This window comes from Staphylococcus intermedius NCTC 11048 (assembly GCF_002902385.1).
Taxonomy (GTDB): domain Bacteria; phylum Bacillota; class Bacilli; order Staphylococcales; family Staphylococcaceae; genus Staphylococcus; species Staphylococcus intermedius.
This window is the reverse complement of record NZ_PPQH01000106.1, coordinates 1-15,562: the sequence shown is the minus strand read 5'-3', so window position 1 is coordinate 15,562 and position 15,562 is coordinate 1. Positions and strand designations below refer to the sequence as shown.

Annotated in this window: 25 protein-coding genes and 1 pseudogene; all 26 read right to left on the bottom strand. The window is 35.6% G+C overall.

Features of this window, described 5'->3' with window-relative positions; all coding sequences use genetic code 11:
- Position 1: 1 nt before the first annotated feature.
- Positions 2–1,201 (bottom strand): phage major capsid protein, encoded by a 1,200-nt coding sequence (locus CD138_RS13000; RefSeq protein ID WP_019168228.1) that lies wholly within the window; start codon positions 1,199–1,201, stop codon positions 2–4.
- Positions 1,202–1,212: 11 nt separating this feature from the next.
- Positions 1,213–1,926, bottom strand: a complete 714-nt coding sequence (locus tag CD138_RS12995) for a head maturation protease, ClpP-related (protein ID WP_019168229.1) — start codon at positions 1,924–1,926, stop codon at positions 1,213–1,215.
- Positions 1,923–3,068, bottom strand: a complete 1,146-nt coding sequence (locus tag CD138_RS12990) for a phage portal protein (protein ID WP_019168230.1) — start codon at positions 3,066–3,068, stop codon at positions 1,923–1,925. Before CD138_RS12990 ends, CD138_RS12995 begins: the two co-directional genes overlap by 4 nt.
- Before the next feature lie 19 nt (positions 3,069–3,087).
- Complete coding sequence (locus tag CD138_RS12985; protein WP_019168231.1) at positions 3,088–4,755, bottom strand: terminase TerL endonuclease subunit; 1,668 nt, start codon at positions 4,753–4,755, stop codon at positions 3,088–3,090.
- Entirely contained in the window at positions 4,742–5,125 is a 384-nt protein-coding gene (locus CD138_RS12980; protein WP_019168232.1) for a hypothetical protein, read from the bottom strand. Before CD138_RS12980 ends, CD138_RS12985 begins: the two co-directional genes overlap by 14 nt.
- A 137-nt stretch (positions 5,126–5,262) precedes the next feature.
- A complete protein-coding gene (locus CD138_RS12975; protein WP_026066829.1) occupies positions 5,263–5,562 on the bottom strand; it encodes an HNH endonuclease in 300 nt (99 codons plus the stop codon).
- A gap of 573 nt (positions 5,563–6,135) precedes the next feature.
- Positions 6,136–6,534, bottom strand: a complete 399-nt coding sequence (locus CD138_RS12970) for a hypothetical protein (protein ID WP_019168234.1) — start codon at positions 6,532–6,534, stop codon at positions 6,136–6,138.
- A gap of 64 nt (positions 6,535–6,598) precedes the next feature.
- A complete protein-coding gene (locus CD138_RS14870; RefSeq protein WP_506344854.1) occupies positions 6,599–6,748 on the bottom strand; it encodes a DUF1514 family protein in 150 nt (49 codons plus the stop codon).
- Positions 6,748–6,975, bottom strand: coding sequence for a hypothetical protein (locus tag CD138_RS12965; RefSeq protein WP_103266012.1), 228 nt, complete (start codon positions 6,973–6,975; stop codon positions 6,748–6,750). The genes CD138_RS14870 and CD138_RS12965 overlap by 1 nt, the downstream gene beginning before the upstream one ends.
- The gene (gene rinB / locus CD138_RS12960) at positions 6,975–7,142 is read right to left on the bottom strand and encodes a transcriptional activator RinB (protein WP_019169141.1); all 168 of its coding nucleotides are present in this window, start codon (positions 7,140–7,142) and stop codon (positions 6,975–6,977) included. The genes CD138_RS12965 and rinB overlap by 1 nt, the downstream gene beginning before the upstream one ends.
- A gap of 6 nt (positions 7,143–7,148) precedes the next feature.
- The gene (locus tag CD138_RS12955) at positions 7,149–7,442 is read right to left on the bottom strand and encodes a hypothetical protein (protein WP_103266011.1); all 294 of its coding nucleotides are present in this window, start codon (positions 7,440–7,442) and stop codon (positions 7,149–7,151) included.
- Positions 7,442–7,591, bottom strand: a complete 150-nt coding sequence (locus tag CD138_RS12950) for a DUF1381 domain-containing protein (RefSeq protein ID WP_019168242.1) — start codon at positions 7,589–7,591, stop codon at positions 7,442–7,444. Before CD138_RS12950 ends, CD138_RS12955 begins: the two co-directional genes overlap by 1 nt.
- 39 nt (positions 7,592–7,630) lie before the next feature.
- Entirely contained in the window at positions 7,631–7,948 is a 318-nt protein-coding gene (locus CD138_RS12945) for a MazG-like family protein (protein WP_019168243.1), read from the bottom strand.
- A 21-nt stretch (positions 7,949–7,969) separates the two neighbouring features.
- Complete coding sequence (locus tag CD138_RS12940; RefSeq protein ID WP_019168244.1) at positions 7,970–8,218, bottom strand: hypothetical protein; 249 nt, start codon at positions 8,216–8,218, stop codon at positions 7,970–7,972.
- Between the two features lie 74 nt (positions 8,219–8,292).
- Positions 8,293–8,445, bottom strand: a complete 153-nt coding sequence (locus CD138_RS14375) for a hypothetical protein (RefSeq protein ID WP_019168245.1) — start codon at positions 8,443–8,445, stop codon at positions 8,293–8,295.
- A gap of 1 nt (position 8,446) precedes the next feature.
- On the bottom strand, positions 8,447–8,761 hold the full coding sequence (locus CD138_RS12935) for a hypothetical protein (protein WP_019168246.1): 315 nt from the start codon (positions 8,759–8,761) through the stop codon (positions 8,447–8,449).
- Positions 8,762–8,828: 67 nt separating this feature from the next.
- Positions 8,829–9,086, bottom strand: a complete 258-nt coding sequence (locus CD138_RS12930) for a hypothetical protein (RefSeq protein ID WP_019168247.1) — start codon at positions 9,084–9,086, stop codon at positions 8,829–8,831.
- Positions 9,083–9,268: a hypothetical protein gene (locus CD138_RS12925; RefSeq protein ID WP_103266010.1), complete on the bottom strand. Its 186-nt coding sequence runs from the start codon at positions 9,266–9,268 to the stop codon at positions 9,083–9,085. Before CD138_RS12925 ends, CD138_RS12930 begins: the two co-directional genes overlap by 4 nt.
- Complete coding sequence (locus tag CD138_RS12920; protein WP_103266009.1) at positions 9,246–9,560, bottom strand: DUF1140 family protein; 315 nt, start codon at positions 9,558–9,560, stop codon at positions 9,246–9,248. The genes CD138_RS12925 and CD138_RS12920 overlap by 23 nt, the downstream gene beginning before the upstream one ends.
- Positions 9,557–10,009: a DUF3310 domain-containing protein gene (locus CD138_RS12915; protein ID WP_019169753.1), complete on the bottom strand. Its 453-nt coding sequence runs from the start codon at positions 10,007–10,009 to the stop codon at positions 9,557–9,559. Before CD138_RS12915 ends, CD138_RS12920 begins: the two co-directional genes overlap by 4 nt.
- 156 nt (positions 10,010–10,165) lie before the next feature.
- Positions 10,166–10,363, bottom strand: coding sequence for a hypothetical protein (locus tag CD138_RS12910; RefSeq protein WP_019169755.1), 198 nt, complete (start codon positions 10,361–10,363; stop codon positions 10,166–10,168).
- Between the two features lie 2 nt (positions 10,364–10,365).
- Positions 10,366–10,674, bottom strand: a complete 309-nt coding sequence (locus CD138_RS12905) for a VRR-NUC domain-containing protein (RefSeq protein WP_019169756.1) — start codon at positions 10,672–10,674, stop codon at positions 10,366–10,368.
- 289 nt (positions 10,675–10,963) lie between these two features.
- Entirely contained in the window at positions 10,964–13,270 is a 2,307-nt protein-coding gene (locus CD138_RS12900) for a phage/plasmid primase, P4 family (RefSeq protein WP_019169757.1), read from the bottom strand.
- A 28-nt stretch (positions 13,271–13,298) separates the two neighbouring features.
- Complete coding sequence (locus CD138_RS12895) at positions 13,299–13,796, bottom strand: DUF669 domain-containing protein (protein WP_019169758.1); 498 nt, start codon at positions 13,794–13,796, stop codon at positions 13,299–13,301.
- Positions 13,797–13,815: 19 nt separating this feature from the next.
- Positions 13,816–15,036 carry a DEAD/DEAH box helicase gene (locus CD138_RS12890; protein ID WP_019169759.1) on the bottom strand — a complete coding sequence of 407 codons (1,221 nt, stop codon included), beginning with the start codon at positions 15,034–15,036 and terminating at the stop codon, positions 13,816–13,818.
- A 120-nt stretch (positions 15,037–15,156) separates the two neighbouring features.
- Positions 15,157–15,562, bottom strand: a pseudogene (locus CD138_RS14370) (AP2/ERF family transcription factor); the annotation flags it as partial.

Genomic DNA, 15,562 nt, shown 5'->3' with positions numbered 1-15,562 from the left:
ATTACGCACCTACATCTGATTCTTCGGAGTCAGATGCTACAACGTCACTAAAAGAATAAACCTCAGCTACTTTGTTATCATCTGGCATACCATGCGCATATTGTTTCGCAATGTAAACATTAGCATCTTCAAGAGCCAATACTTCGCCGTATTCGCGAATTTGTGTAGCACCTTTATACATCGCATAATAACGCGATGGAACAAAAGCAATAATTTTACCTTTTTCAACAAACTCAGATGGTAAAATATCTAAGTTGAAAGGTAATGAAGTAACCCATTGACCATTAGCGTTTTGAATCGTGTATTTAGCTTGAATTGCAAATAATTGGTCAGGGTTAACAAGTAATGACACCTTTCCTGAAATGTTAATACGCTTACCATTTTCTTTAACAGACAGCGAATTCATAAGATTTGATAATTCAGTCACCGTCGTTTTAGCATCGGCGAACGTAAGTTTACCTTTTTCTGTTTTATCTTTAACAGAAGTAATATTGCCGCTTTCATCTTTTACCATATCTTTAATTAATCCAACGGGTTGATTCTGTACTGGGCCATTACCTTTTACAATACCTTCTTCTAATTTAGCTCCCATAGCTTCTGCTAGTTGCAAACGAACATAACGCTCTACCCATTCTGGACCAAAGTCTAATAAATCTTTAGGTACAATCGCAAACGCTGTTAGTTTGTTTTGAGAGAATGTGTATTCACGGAAATTAGCTTGAATTTGTCCTTGAATTTTACCGAAAATCTCACCCCACATTGCAGCTCCATCAGGATCACCTGCAATAATACGCGTTTTAATACCTGCGATTTGGAAATTAATTTTAGATAACAAAGGACGTTCACTTTGCATATCTTCAAACACTCGAGAAACTGTTGTCTCAGGTAAGATGATTTCTTCCTTATAAGTGTCTAAATTAGCATCATCTTCAACTAAATTTGTGAAAAATCGTTTTTCTTCAGATGTTAATACGTTTTGACCACGCTTCATTAATACTTGTTCGTCTGTATTAGCATTTAAAGCCTCTTCGCGCGCATCTTTTAAAATATTGTCATGCAAATTAGATGAGAAAGCAGCCATGTATTCTGCATATTTGTTCTCAATCGTTTCTGAGTCAGCGTCATTACGCACTGCCTCAAAATATTCGTTCTTTAAATTCTCAACATCTTTATTGATTGAATCTTTAAATTTCATTGTCATAATTTTTCCTCCTATAAATATCGTTTTTTCTTTGATTTATTCTCAATATTTTTGAAATTGGATAATTGAATTTTCAATCCCTCGATTTCATTCTTCATAGCAATCATTTCACTATTGTTTTCCACATCTTCTTGAGTTTCTTTAGGTGTTTCAACCGTATCTTTAGTTTTGTCCGCAAAACCTTTATCAACAGCATCTTTCGCTGTAAACCAAGTTTCAGCAGTCATAAGTTGCTCGATTTCTTTGTCATCAAGTCCCGTTTTATCTTTGTAAACTTCTACAATCGATGCATCTACTGTTTCTAAAGCACTTAATGTCTTTTTAACATCCGCTTTATTACCGATTGCAATTGTCGCAGCCTCATGAATCATTAATGCAGCACCCTTGCTCATGATAAGTTCGTCCGCTGCCATAGCAATAATAGAAGCAGCACTTGCAGCTAATGCAGTCACTTCAACTGTAATATGTGATGAATGATTCTTTAAATAGTTATAAATTTCAATCCCTTGAAAAGCATCACCACCTGGGCTGTTTAAGCGAATTACAATATCTTTATCTACACCGTCCAAAACTTCTGCAATATCATGGCTATTAATGGTTTCATCTGCAAAAATTGAGGCTTGTGCAACAGGACCACTAAGAGTGAGAACGACCTTATCGTCTTTCACTTCATTTTTAAAAGCATATTTAGACGTTGCTTTCATTAGCTCTTGTTTCGTCTTCATTTTTCATTCTCACCCCCTTTCAAGTCATCTTCAGTTTGATAGTTTTTAGTCAAAATAAAACGGTCTCCACCGTCAACAGGTGCAAGACCGAGCATTTCGCGTACTTCGTTTTGTTTAGCTGCGCTTGATGATATTAATTTATCTACTTTTTCAGCGTTCTTAATTGGGTCTACCGCATTGATGCCAACAACTTTTATACGTTTACCTTTTAAAAATTCAGTTTCTGTAAAAAATTTGCTATTCAACTCGTCTTCTATTTTTGCGATTAAAGGATTGATACAAAAATCAATATATGCAGTCATAGCATTACTTAAATCAGCGACATCACCATGTATCAAATTCGATGGAATACCTATAATTTTAGCGACATCATCAATAATCATGCGTTTAACTTTTTGTAAGTTTTCGCCACTGTTATCTCTACCTGATGAATTATTTTTAGAAATTTCTTCAAACTGAAATGGTGGTATTTCAGGAACAATTGCTGTGCCATTATTATTAAGCTGTCCATATATTTTGTTAATAAATTTTTGCATTCTCTGCATACTAACGTCGTCTAATTCCCCAGCACCTTTAGCAGTTCTTACAACACCTCTTATTTGGTTCATTCGTAGTTGTGTGTCCATCATACGACCAAATAATTCACCATAATCAGCAAATAAACTTTCAACAAAACGTTGTAATTTATCGTTGTTATAGTTCAAATAGATGACTTCATTCATCTTAAATGAACGTTCAAATTTGAAATCTTTTACTACAACGTCTTTAAAAATATCTTCGTAAACCGCAAATTCTTCTCTGTAAAAATCATCAGCTATCAACAAATCATCTGAATCAGTTTTAATAATTAAAACCTCATTATCGTAAACCAACCTATAAATAACTTTGTGCCAAAAATCTGATGCACTCGAATCTGTGTTAGGCCTAACATTCAACTTATAATACAATTTATCTCTTTTTAATTCCTGGCCATCTTTAACCCAGAACTCTGATTGACTAAATGTTCTTGCGATAAAATTAATTGATGTTTCAAGAGCCATACGTTTTAAATATGAACGACTTGCAGGGTCGTTCTCTAATTTTAAATCGAGCATATCTCTTACTTCTAAATTGCGTTTAAACACTACATCTAAAAAACCCAATTAACCACCTCCTTTATTACTAAAAGTTAAGTTGATCTAACAAGTCGAAAGCTTTATCTAAATCAATTTCTTGTATTTCATCTATGCTATATAAAGCATGTAAGAACGCATGGAAGCCATCAGTTTTACGTCTGTGTTCATCTTTTTTAATAAACTCTTTATTACCATCTTTTTTAACTTGAACAGCAACATTATTTGTATACCATCGCATTAGAGGATTATCTCCGAATATAATTCTATGGTTTGCAAATAACGTTTCTATACGAGGTGCTAGTTTACTATGTACAGCTCTTGGATTCCTTAACACTTCAATTTCAAATCCGGCTTCTTCGAATAAAGGACGCATTAAATCCATACGGAAATTGTCAGCCACGACTTTTTGAATTGCATATTTTTCGCGCATTTTTATAAACCAATTCACGATATGCGCCGGATTAATTGATGGTTCATCCACAATTGTTAAATGTCCCTGTCGCTCCCACTCTTTGATAGGAGGCTTTAACTGTGCTTGGTCCAAATACTCTTTACGCGCAAATGAGTGAGAGAGCCAAACAACGTTATCACCTTGTTTAAACAACAAACCTACAGCTGCAAAGTCTTTTATGCTCGCATAATCCACGCCACCTATAGCTGTTTTATTTTTTAGTGGTGGTATATCACGATTTGTGGCAAGTACCTCATCACGTGAAGCAACAATCTTACTAGAATCTTCTTCGGGCAAGTTCATACGTTTAGTCATAAAGTTTTCATAGCCACTTGGACTGTGTTTTAAATCGTGATATTGATTTAATACTTTACGAAAAAGACGTTTACCGTAATCACTCATAGGTTCTTCGAACATCGGGTTTGCTTTGGACCACGTATCAGGATTATCTTTTTCGTCTTTATGATCTAAACGACATATAAACGGAAACAAACGGTCATCAATCGCACGTCCTTCTAATATTTCTTTGGAACGCTCTTTCATCTTATCTAGGAATCCTTCACGCACAAATCCATCAGTGCCTATAAAAAACTCTCTAGGGTGCTTAACTTTACCTAAACCACTAGAGAAGACATCTACAATATCATTATTTTCATACCTGTGAATTTCATCATAAATAATAAATCCTTCACGACCACCATCTTTACTACCTGCATTGCTTGTAGCATATTCAAACTTACTTTGTGTTTGAGTGGAAGTTATCCTAAGTTTAGTAAGGTCGAATACCCCTTTACCTTCTACATCGTTTATCTTGCCTTCATATAGACCGTTTTTTATTATCATTCTATGCATTTCTTCAAATGACGTCTTAGCTTGTTTTTCTGTATTTGCAACAACTGTTCCGTCATAATTTTCGATACCATGTAATTCGCTAATGAAGTATGTTGACAATCCACTAATCAAACCATTTTTACCTGCACCACGAGCTACAAGCCAAAAGAATTGCTCGAAATATAATTCGTCTTCCTCATCAAATAAGAATACAAACGCAATCAAGAACTTTTGAAATGGTTGTAATTTAAAGTAAAACCGTTCAATAAAAGCGATACACAGTTCAATTTGTTCATTATCAAAATACAAATCATCTCTGTATAAGACATTATTTTCTAAATGGTCAATAAGTTTTACCCTATCACTATTAAGCCTAATTTCACCGTGCTTATATTTGTCGATATACCATTTGACGTGTTTATTTATTTCCATTCAACAAACTCCTTAAATTGCCAGTCTCTTTATCGACAACTACCTCTATTTCATCTGGGAGAAGTTTAGATAACTGCATGATTATTTTTTGATACGCCGCATCTCTTGAGTTGAACAATTTAGCAATAGGTCTTTCTCTTTCATAAGGTGGCGCATTTTCAGATTGAGTGAATAACTCGTAATCACCTTTTTCTTGAATATCTAACCAAGCATCATCTAATAAAACACGCATTCTTGCAGCTTGAACAATTAAACCTTGTGCAACACATTTTTTATCTTCTGGAATAGATTTGAATACTTTATCTAATCTCTTTTTCTCTTTTTCAACTCTCGCTTCATGTTGTTTAATTTCTTCTTGGTTTCTTTCCATTTCAATTCACCTCATTTCTGACGGGGAGGGTCGTATGTGAAAAATTTACAGTGAATGTCGGGAGAAGATTCCCCCTGCCCCGTTTCCCCTTTAGCAATTTAATTCAAAAATATTTAAGTGGGGGGGCTATTCATTTCTTACCACCACTCATCACCTGTCCATTTCGTTTCTTTCTTTGGGAATGGTTTACCTTTTTGATATCTATTATGCTTTTTATTGTGACAGCTCACACACAAAGTTACTAAATTATCCATGTCGAAAGCCAAATCAGGATTGCTATCTAACTCTTTAATATGGTCAACGTCAAGTGATTTATGTTTTGTATGATCTATAGTTTTAACAATACCTTGTTTTTTACACTCTTGGCACTCATAGTTATCTCTAACAAGCACTTGTTCACGCACCTTGCGCCATTCTTTTGACTTATAGAACCTCATTGTTTCTTTATCTACTTTACGGTCACTCGCCGGCTTACTTTGACTGCCATTAAACCATTCTCTTATCACTTGCTTTACTTTATCTTTGTCAGGTCTATCGCTATTGTTCACACGTTCGATACACGTGTCTATATCTGTGTTCATTCTAACTGTTTGATAGTTAGATATTCTATCAGTTATCTTCTTTGACAAATAAGTAGTAATAATATACAACTTGCCACCATCAATATGTTGTGCGTAATCTAACATCATATTGCGTACAAGCAAGCAAGTATCATGAGCTTGTGATATATGTTGTTGATAACTACTAAACGTTATCGCTTGTGATATAGCGTCATAATCATAGACCATATCATCATCAGTTATATGTTGTTTAACATATGTAGTCTTACCACTTGCTGGTGGTCCATATACGATTATAATATCCATCGCTAAACCTCACATAAAAATAATAATAAGACACACCACTTAGTGATGTGCCTCATGTATTCGTATCGTATAACTCTAGTATAAGCATTATTTAATTATATTAATAATAGTGTGTCATGTGTGGCATATGTGACATTTGTCCGACTATGTCTGAGCATTCATATAGATACTAACAATAATATCTAACTTACGATAAACTTCTTTACGATCAACTCTCATTAACATTGCAATAGTGTTTATCTTCTCACCCTGCTTAAGTAACTGTAAAATATGATAGTTCTTGTCATTCGTTATCTTATCCTCATGTTCATCGATGAATGATACCTTATCTATTAAGTCTTGTGTCTTTCGTCTATCTCTGTCATTCTGTATCACTCTAACTAACACCTTATCTCCAGTTGCACCTTTAGCTTTAGGCATTGCTGATTCAATACCATACTGCGCTATTGATGTGCTGTCATATTTATAAACTTGGTGGTCAATTAACCGACGCATCCAATGATAATCCATTATTAACTGCTTTACTTCAGATGGTGTGTACATTCGTTACCTCCGCCAAGAGTAATATACACTTATTATAACATTTAGTTATAAGTAAATCTATTATCTATAAGTTTTCGTTATCAATATTAGAGATGTTTTTTGCCATATTAATATAAGCGTTCCGATAAATCTCTAACTCTTTTTTTAGTCTTGAACTAATTCTCATTTCGATAAGTAACAGAATGCCGAGTATTACCGATATGATAATCCACATTAGTCCGACACCTCTGCACGCTTTTTGAATTTATCTAACGCTTCTTCGCTGTCATCAACTAGAACGTTTTCAATTACAGATGTTTGTAGAAAGTTTTTATGTCCATTAGAATCAATGACTTTGATGAATTTTTTATTATTCAAATCATTCAATACAATATGTTCAAACCTCGTGCTATAAAACGCATAATATGTTTTATTGTTTATTGCTGTTATAGTTAACATCATTAGTCTGTTACCTCCGCGCGTATATTATTTAAATGTGCATGATCGCATTCATTAAATGTGTCTATCTCATCATTCGCTGTTAATAATATGAATACTTGTTCTGTTACATACTTGCCTAACTCATATAGCGCTAGCGTTACTAATAAGTTGATTGTTCGTTTAAGCATTTATTTTCAACCCTTTCTATTTTTAGTGAAATCTACTACATATGTGTTGATGCCTTTGATTCTTGTATTCGGCTCAACAATTTTTACTTTGTACGTGTCGCTATATTTATTAATGATCGTCTTCAATTCATCATCTGTCGTATTTTTGTTTGGTGAAACATACATAGTTGAATGCATAGAATCTATAAATAAATGTATTAATTTTCGTGATAATAATTCTCTTTTAACTTCTCTAATAATAAAAAACAGCATATAGATTATAAGCAGTAAATGTGCTGATACCATCAAACCTAATTCCATTATTTCCGTTCCTCCTTATATTTACTCAACGCTTCTTCCTTACTATCTGCTTCCACAACAGTAAACTTTTGATTCTCACGGGCTTTCGTTGCTTCTGTGAATGCTTGACCTGAGCTATCGGTAAATGTTGTAATTAAATACTGCGTCACTTCCCCAGCACCTCTTTCACTTTTTGTAATATATCTTTATTACAAGTCTGATTCTTTGACGAATGTACCGTTTCTAGTTTCGCCTTTTCTGTCTTTGATTTCATCGTATGCAAATTGTAAACACTCCTGTAAACTCCACCCATGCTGTTGAGCTAAAATGATTAATGTAACTACTGTATCGCCTATACCGTCTTTCAGCGCTTCTAAATTCCCACGAGAGAGCGCTGCACCAATCTCTCCCGATTCCTCCCAAACTTTTAACGCTTGTCTGTTTGAGTCTGCTTTGTGTAAATCTTTATCAATACTCCATTGTTCTACTTGTTCGATTAATTGATCTACTGTTAATTGATTAGTCATTTTAGTTTTCCTCCTCATAATTTAATAAGGTGTCTCTAACATCGGTAAACCCGATTCCTCATCTATACCTGTTAAAATAATATCGCCACTTTCACTAAGTTCTACAAGCTCTTGTAGATTGTTAATGTCTATGCACCACTCTCTTTTTTGAAAAGGTCGCCCGTTATTATGATGACAGTCAAGCACTGATATATACACATCATCTAGTGGTGGCGCAGTACTGTCACTACCGTTCACTCGAGATTCTTTACTATATATAATAAATTTCATTTCGCTCGTCCTCCTGTTCATAATCAATCAAAATTTTAATTTCAACATGCTGTTCGAAAATGTAACCTATCTTTTTAATTCCTCAATAAATTAAGCACTCTATCGATGTCTATCTGCTTGCTTTCTGTTTTTCGCTTATTTAGCCAAAAATCGAGTTCGTTCCACCAATCCTCGTTTTGATTCTTTTCTTCTAGCAATGCGTCACGTTCTGATATGATTTCGAACATTTTACTCGCCCTCCTCTAGATCCATTTGTATTTTTTCTAACAGAAACAAACATGCTGCTAAGTTCTCGTGCTTCAACGTTTGTTCTATTTCAGTCGAGTATAGACGTCTCAGTCTAGTAGTTTCTACCGGATAACCATCTATAATTTGATTTAATCTACGTTGGACCACGTCATAATACGGATTGTCCGACCATGCCTTTTTGTGGTATAAGTGTGTATTGAACAGTTCAACCACATCTTCGAATTTCTGCTTTAGTTCGTCCCGTTCTTTTTCGAGTTGAATTATCCTCTCGCCCAAATTTACTAAACTATTCATTCCACCATCTCCCTGTCTTTCCAAAAAAGAGGCGGTAACGTCATTTCTTTTTCAGTTTTAATTTTCATCATCGTTCCTCCTCTAAAATTTCAATTACTCTTTCAGGTGTTAAATAGCCTTGAACGACATCGATGTTTTCGTCTGTTATATCTGCTAACTCATACAACCCTTGACCGCACTCATTACCGTGCGAAAATTTATGTCGAACTACACTTAACTTTCTACCTGTTCCTGTTTTGAAGATATACTGAATACCTCCAAACAAAGGTTTATGCTCGATGTATTCGTCTCGTTCTAAAAACACTTGTTCTAACTCTACACTCATCTCATACACTCCTTATTTCTTTTTACGTCTCTTCTATCGACTAACATCGTTACACGATTATGACTGACATTAACCACAAAACCACGTACGCCACGTTTTCGCAATTCTCGTTGTAATTCTGTCGGCGTTTTGCCTGCTGTGTTTATGCGATAGCGTTGTTTAATAGATTCTGAGAGATTCATTCAATTCAACACCCACTTTATGCAAAACATCACGATACTTCTCAACAAATTTATATCTGTCTTGATGCAGCTTTTTGCTCCACTCAGACACATCGTCTAATTGCTTCAAATCTGTCTTGTACGCTTCGATTTCTCTGTTGTAGTGTTCTACATCACCCATTGCTTTCCAGTAGCGTGACGTCCCGCATTCAGCGCTTAAATTAGTATCTAACGCTCGTTGTCTTTTTTTATGCAACGATTTAATATTTTTTAGTATTTCTTTCAAAATCACGTGTGAATAACGTTTAATCATGCTTTCACCTTTTCTAAATGATTTTTGTAGCGTTCTGCATAATCGATAATCTTATTGAGCTCCTTGACCTCATCGTCTTTATAACCTAGTCGGTCAACATATTTACTCATTTGTGATTTGAACGCCCCTCTCAATTCTTCTGACGAGTAACGTTCGCACCAGTAATCGATTAAATCACTATTAGAAGTTCCATAATGATCGGGACGTTCATGTGTCGCAATCTTTGTATTGCTCGGAATCTTGTACCATTCTGTATCTTTATCAAGCTCGCCCCACGTACCATCAACAAAGACAATTGATGCAAACAGACCGTCTTTATCCACTTCTACAACTTTCGCCGTTTCGAAAATAGGTTCGTAAACCCACTTCTCATCGTCTGTGTCTCTAAGTCGCTGCGAGCTAACCATAACGCTCACTTCATCACCAATTTTCAAGTCTTTAATCTCCATGTCTTTTTCCTCCTACTGGCGTACTGACAGTTTCATCGACTGACCACCCTAAATTAATTAATCTGTTATATACGTGTCTGCGTTCTACGTTGTTTTTATACATCTGTTGCACTTGCTCCTCAGTTAATATGATACGTCTGTCTATGCTTCTAATTTTCATATCCACGTCACCTTGCTTAATAGATAGTTGTAATAGTCGCTCGGTTTGACGTACTGCGGGTACTTTTCAAGATGCGATTTATCAACGCGACTGTTTTTATATTTTCGATAAGCACTTTTAGCTTTCAACTCATCGTAATAGTCGACTGTTGTATCTGTACGCTTCTGTGCTTTCTTACTGATAATGAAATTCACGTTTAACCCTCCTCAATAATTTTCAAGGCATCTTCCACACTGTATGCAACGCCTGCAATGGCACCGTTACGCTTAACAACGTCTATAAAGTGTTTTTGCACCTCTCTCACTCTGCCACCTGGTTTCTTTACTTCGATAAAAAATATTCTTCCATCAGGTCTAAAACCGAATAGGTCGCAAAAACCTGGTGGCAATCCTGTATCAAATATTCTTCCGTCTGCTGTTCTAACCTTTCCAACATTTGCCCGAAAGATCATATTATTTTTTGACACTGCAATTCTTATTAAGTTTTGTATGTCTTGTTCTGTCATTTGTATCCTCCGTAATAGTTGGAAGGGTTTAGGAGTAGTTAAAATATCGCTACTCCCTTACTCTCCCAATGGTTTGGAAGAGTTTTTATTAGTTGGAAGGGTTTCAGGAAACTTTTTAAATACTATTTCTATTTCTTTTTATCTATTTACTTTTCTTTTATTACTCTTCCAACTCTTCCAAATAAGAAATAAAAGTAATATAAAAGGCTTTATACCAATGTTTTAAGACTGGAAGGGTTTTTCTAAAACTCTTCCAAAACTATTCCAATAACCCTTCCACAATGTAAAATTACAAGTTGAGTTTTATAAAATTAGGGTTGTACTCTTTCAAAAGTTCTATTCCTAAATATTGAATTCCGTTTGAGGGCTTCCATTTTATTTTTTTCTTCATTTCTTTACCGAATTTAGTACTAGTCATACGGTACTGATGATTCTCTTTCGCCCACATATCGTAAGCCTGAAATAGTAAACTACCTTTGACTCTTGATGTTTCGCTTCTTTTTCTACAACACTCATCTAAAAACATTTCAATAGGGTCCATTTCTGTACGGTATTCTTCTCTCTGCTCTCTGATGATTTTAGGTTCAGCAAGTCCGAGACGTTGCCACTCAAGGTAACCGTCAACACACCACTTGATGATTGCAGGCAGTTCCTTTTTAAGTTTCTGTGTTAGATCCTTATCAACTTCATGAAGCGGTATTTGCTTTTCGAATGGTATAATGACGAATCTTCGCCATATTCCCTCGTCAGTGCCTCTAACATATGGCTTATGGTTCGTTGCCATCCAAAGTTTCAACTGTGGTGTAAACTCGAATTCGTTTTCGTATAATCGTCGTGCTGACACCTTGTCACCACCGGTTAATTGTTTTAATAATCCCTCGTCAAATCGGTCACCCTCATTCGGTTCTGTAGTAGTAACGAATCGAGCGCCATCGAGTTTGGCGATTTCAGGTGATGCGTCAGAATTATTTTTACCGGCCATGATTGCTTGTGGTCGAATGTTCGTTGCATAATCTCCAAAAACTTCATTCATGATGTCTAAAAATACTGATTTACCATTTCGACCATTACCGTATAAAACAAATAGCACTTGTTCTGATGTGAAACCTGATAATGAGTAACCGACTGCTCGTTGGATATAATCAATTAATTCTTGTCTTCCTAAAAATATGTCATTTAGGAAGTCTAACCATATTGGACAATCAGCATTATCTGTGTATTCTGTGTTACTCATTTTTGTAAAGAATTTGTTTTTCTCATGTTCGTGCAGCATTCCGGTAGCTAAATCGATATAACCATTTTGAGTATTAAAAAGTGTGAAATCCGTATCAAAATTATGATGATGAATCGGCAGCAAGTGCTGACACTCTTTCATCATGTTCACTTTTTTACTGTGATTGCGTGAATCTTTCCAATGTCTGTATCGATACTTCTTCATATCTTCTTCGTCGACATCGTCACTGATGTACAGTTTTTCATCTTTCAACTTATTCACAACTTTATCCACGAGATGTTTCATCTTACCTGCATCATCTTTTTTCCAACGCTTACCGTCGTAGTAAAACCATGAATTCGCTGTGTAGTTGTATCGAATATAATCGCCGAAATAATCACGTAATCGTTCAGCGTTTCCCGTATCGTCGTAAGAATAACGTTTATCTTTCTTTGCAGGTTTAACGTCTTGTTCCATCACATAAATCTGAAAATCGTTATCGGGTGAAATTTCAGGAATAAACTCGTTGCTGCAACTCTCGATTGCTCTTGAAATTGTGATATTGCCGTACGTATCTTCGCCACGAGTTTCGTCCCATTTATCACGGTATAAAACCGATTTTCTGAAAATACTGTCCATTTTCTGAGGATCTCTTGCGGTCCAAAATGCTAAATCATTACAGAATGCTAAATCTGCTTCTGATTGTGATGAGTAGAATTGTGACCAATCCCCCTCATATAGTGTGGTGAATCGAAGTCCGTTCTTAGATTTCTTTGCAATTTCGATAATTTGTTCTATAGATAAATCGTTGCCAAAACCTTTATTCGTATTGATGATTTTCTTTTCTGTATCAGGTTTCAAAATGTATTTACTGTGTAAGTAAGATAGCTTATTCATCTCATCATCGTTAACACGGTTATATCCACCAATGTGTTTGCCTGTCATTGTAAAGAATCGACCGTGATTATAAATTTCAACGTTGCCACGTCTGCGACCTTTTGCAGGTAATTCACCTTTAACAATTAAGTGAATTCCATTACCGGAAGGACTGATTTCTGCATAGGTTTCGAGTATCTCTATAAATTCAGAAACGATGTTTTCAGCTTCATCATTTTCTAAATATTCGGTAATCTCTTTACCCACACCATCAAGGTCAACACCGATGTAAGGTTCTTTGAAGAAAAAGCCGATGCCGTCATAATTGATAGATAGACTTGCAGCATCTTCAAAAGATACCCATGTATTTTCGTCGTTGGACTTCGCCATTTGGTTTGTAAGGGGGTTATAAGGGCGTTTTGTTTTACGCCCGTTTGTACCCTGCTCAATCTTGAAGCAACACCAACGATCTAATTCTTTCAATTCGTAAGGTATATTGTCGTACATAATAACCCTCCTTGTTTTTATTTACGAATTAAAATGGCATATCATCTTCGTCGACATCGATTCCACCTGCAAACGGATTACTACCGTCATCAGTTTTAAATTGATGTGTCATTTCAGGTAATGCTGTTTTATCCCAACGCTTAACGTTTAGATTTTCATAAGTTTTTCCGTTGTACTCAGACGTTTCATTTTTAACTGTTACTTTAACTGGTTTGCCTAAGTAGTCGTTGAATAATTCTTCAATTGACGAATATGCCTTACCTTGTTGCAACTGTGCTGCTGCACCGATTGTGTTGAAGAATCGCATGTCGTATTTACCAGTTGCTTTCGCTTTCCAAATTTTATGGAAAATAACGTTGTTTTTATATTTTTGATTTACGTCATTTCTGATTGTTAAGCGCATGTCTACGTGTTCTGCACCACCAGGCGTCACATTTTCCTCGCATTTCGTAATCACCGTTTCATAAGTCCCATCTTGGATACCTCCGTCAAAAGTATCTTCCATGTTTAAAGTAAAATTTGTCATTTATAATTCCTCCGATTTTTTATATTAGTCCTAAATGTTTGCCTTGATAATATGCCCAACCAGGCTTATATCCTAAATCTTTAGCTAGTTGGTACAACTCTTTCATATTTTTGCAGTCTTTAGGTTCCTTAAAATTTAATTTGATAAATGTTTCTTCTGTAATTTCTTCTAATTCTGTGTCTGAATCTTGCTGTAACGATTGTTCTTCTGCTTGCCACTCATGCCCGCAATATGGACATTCTGAATGTGTTGAAGCCACCACACTAAAACATTCAGGGCATTGTTTAGCCATGACAGTATTTTCTTCGCGTTTTTTCTTGTCAATGCCTTTAAAATGCTCATGCCAATCATGCTCGGTTGTAGGCAAACCATGTGTAAGATAATTTCCAACATGATCAATGATGATTGCCGTTTTGTTATTTTGGTAACGCATGGCACGCATCGTCTGTTGAATAAACAGCGTCAACGATTTTGTCGGTCGCAACAGTATCACACAGTGGCAATCCGGTACGTCTACACCCTCGCCGTACAACTCAGCGTTGACGAGTATGTTTACCTTGTTATTTCTAAATTTTTCCATTGCTGCATCACGTTCGGCTTTAGGTGTCTTACCATCGACTTGCAACGCCTTATAACCTGATTGATTAAACTTTTCAGCAACTTGCATACTCGATTCAACATTGTGTGTGTAGATGATAGTGTTCTTACCGTCTGCAAACTTTTTGTAATTTTCAACGGCATCACCATAAATCGTGGTTTTCATCGCATTTGTAATTGAATCAGCGCGATAATCACCTGTACTTGCAGTTTTTAACTGATTAGCATCGAGTAAATTCACCGAATAATATTTAAACGGTGCTAATCGTTTGTTATCGATTAACCATTTAACGGTTTTGCCTGGTATTAAGTCAGTGAACACGTCTGTAAAACCTCTACCGTTTAATCTGCATGGTGTTGCACTGAAACCAAACACATAAGCGGTGGGAAACGCTTCGAATATGTCAATATACGTTTTAGCTAATGAGTGATGTGCTTCATCGACTAATATGATTGACGGTTCAGGCTCAGCACCACGTTTGACACGGTTCTTGATTGTCTGAACCATTCCGACATGACATAGATCCATGTCAACATTGTTTAATCGAAACGTGTTTTTGATTTGGTTCACTAACTCTATTCTGTGGACGCAAAACAACACTCTGTTACCTTTATCGGTTGCACGTCTTGCCACTTCACTCATCGTGACTGATTTACCGCTTCCTGCTATGCAGGCGACTGTACCATAATGTTTTGATTACCTTTTGCAATCGAATCATATAATCCATTAATTAATTCGATTTGGTAATCGCGCAGTTGGAAGTTAGTCGCCATTGTTGACCACCTCCCCGTTAAGCTTTAACGCTTTAATTCTTTCAGGTATTTCCCAGTTAGATATGAACTCTTCAAGTTCATCTTTCATAGGTACGTCGTTTAGGATTGCATTATCTCCATAAAGGTAAAATACACATTTGTTGTAAATAAGAGCAGCATTATTGAGTGACTTGTCTCTACCAAAATGTACATAGCTCCCATTAAAATATTTACCTACATTAAAAGTATTTTCTTTCGAATCTTTGTAAACTCCTTTGAAAGATGAATTTGACAAAATCCGTGTGTCGTAGAAGTTTTGCGATTTATTTTTAGCTATAATCAGTTTATTGTTTTTATTTATTTCGTTTAAATAACCTTGACCGTCCCAATATTTTATTACAGCATCATTATATACT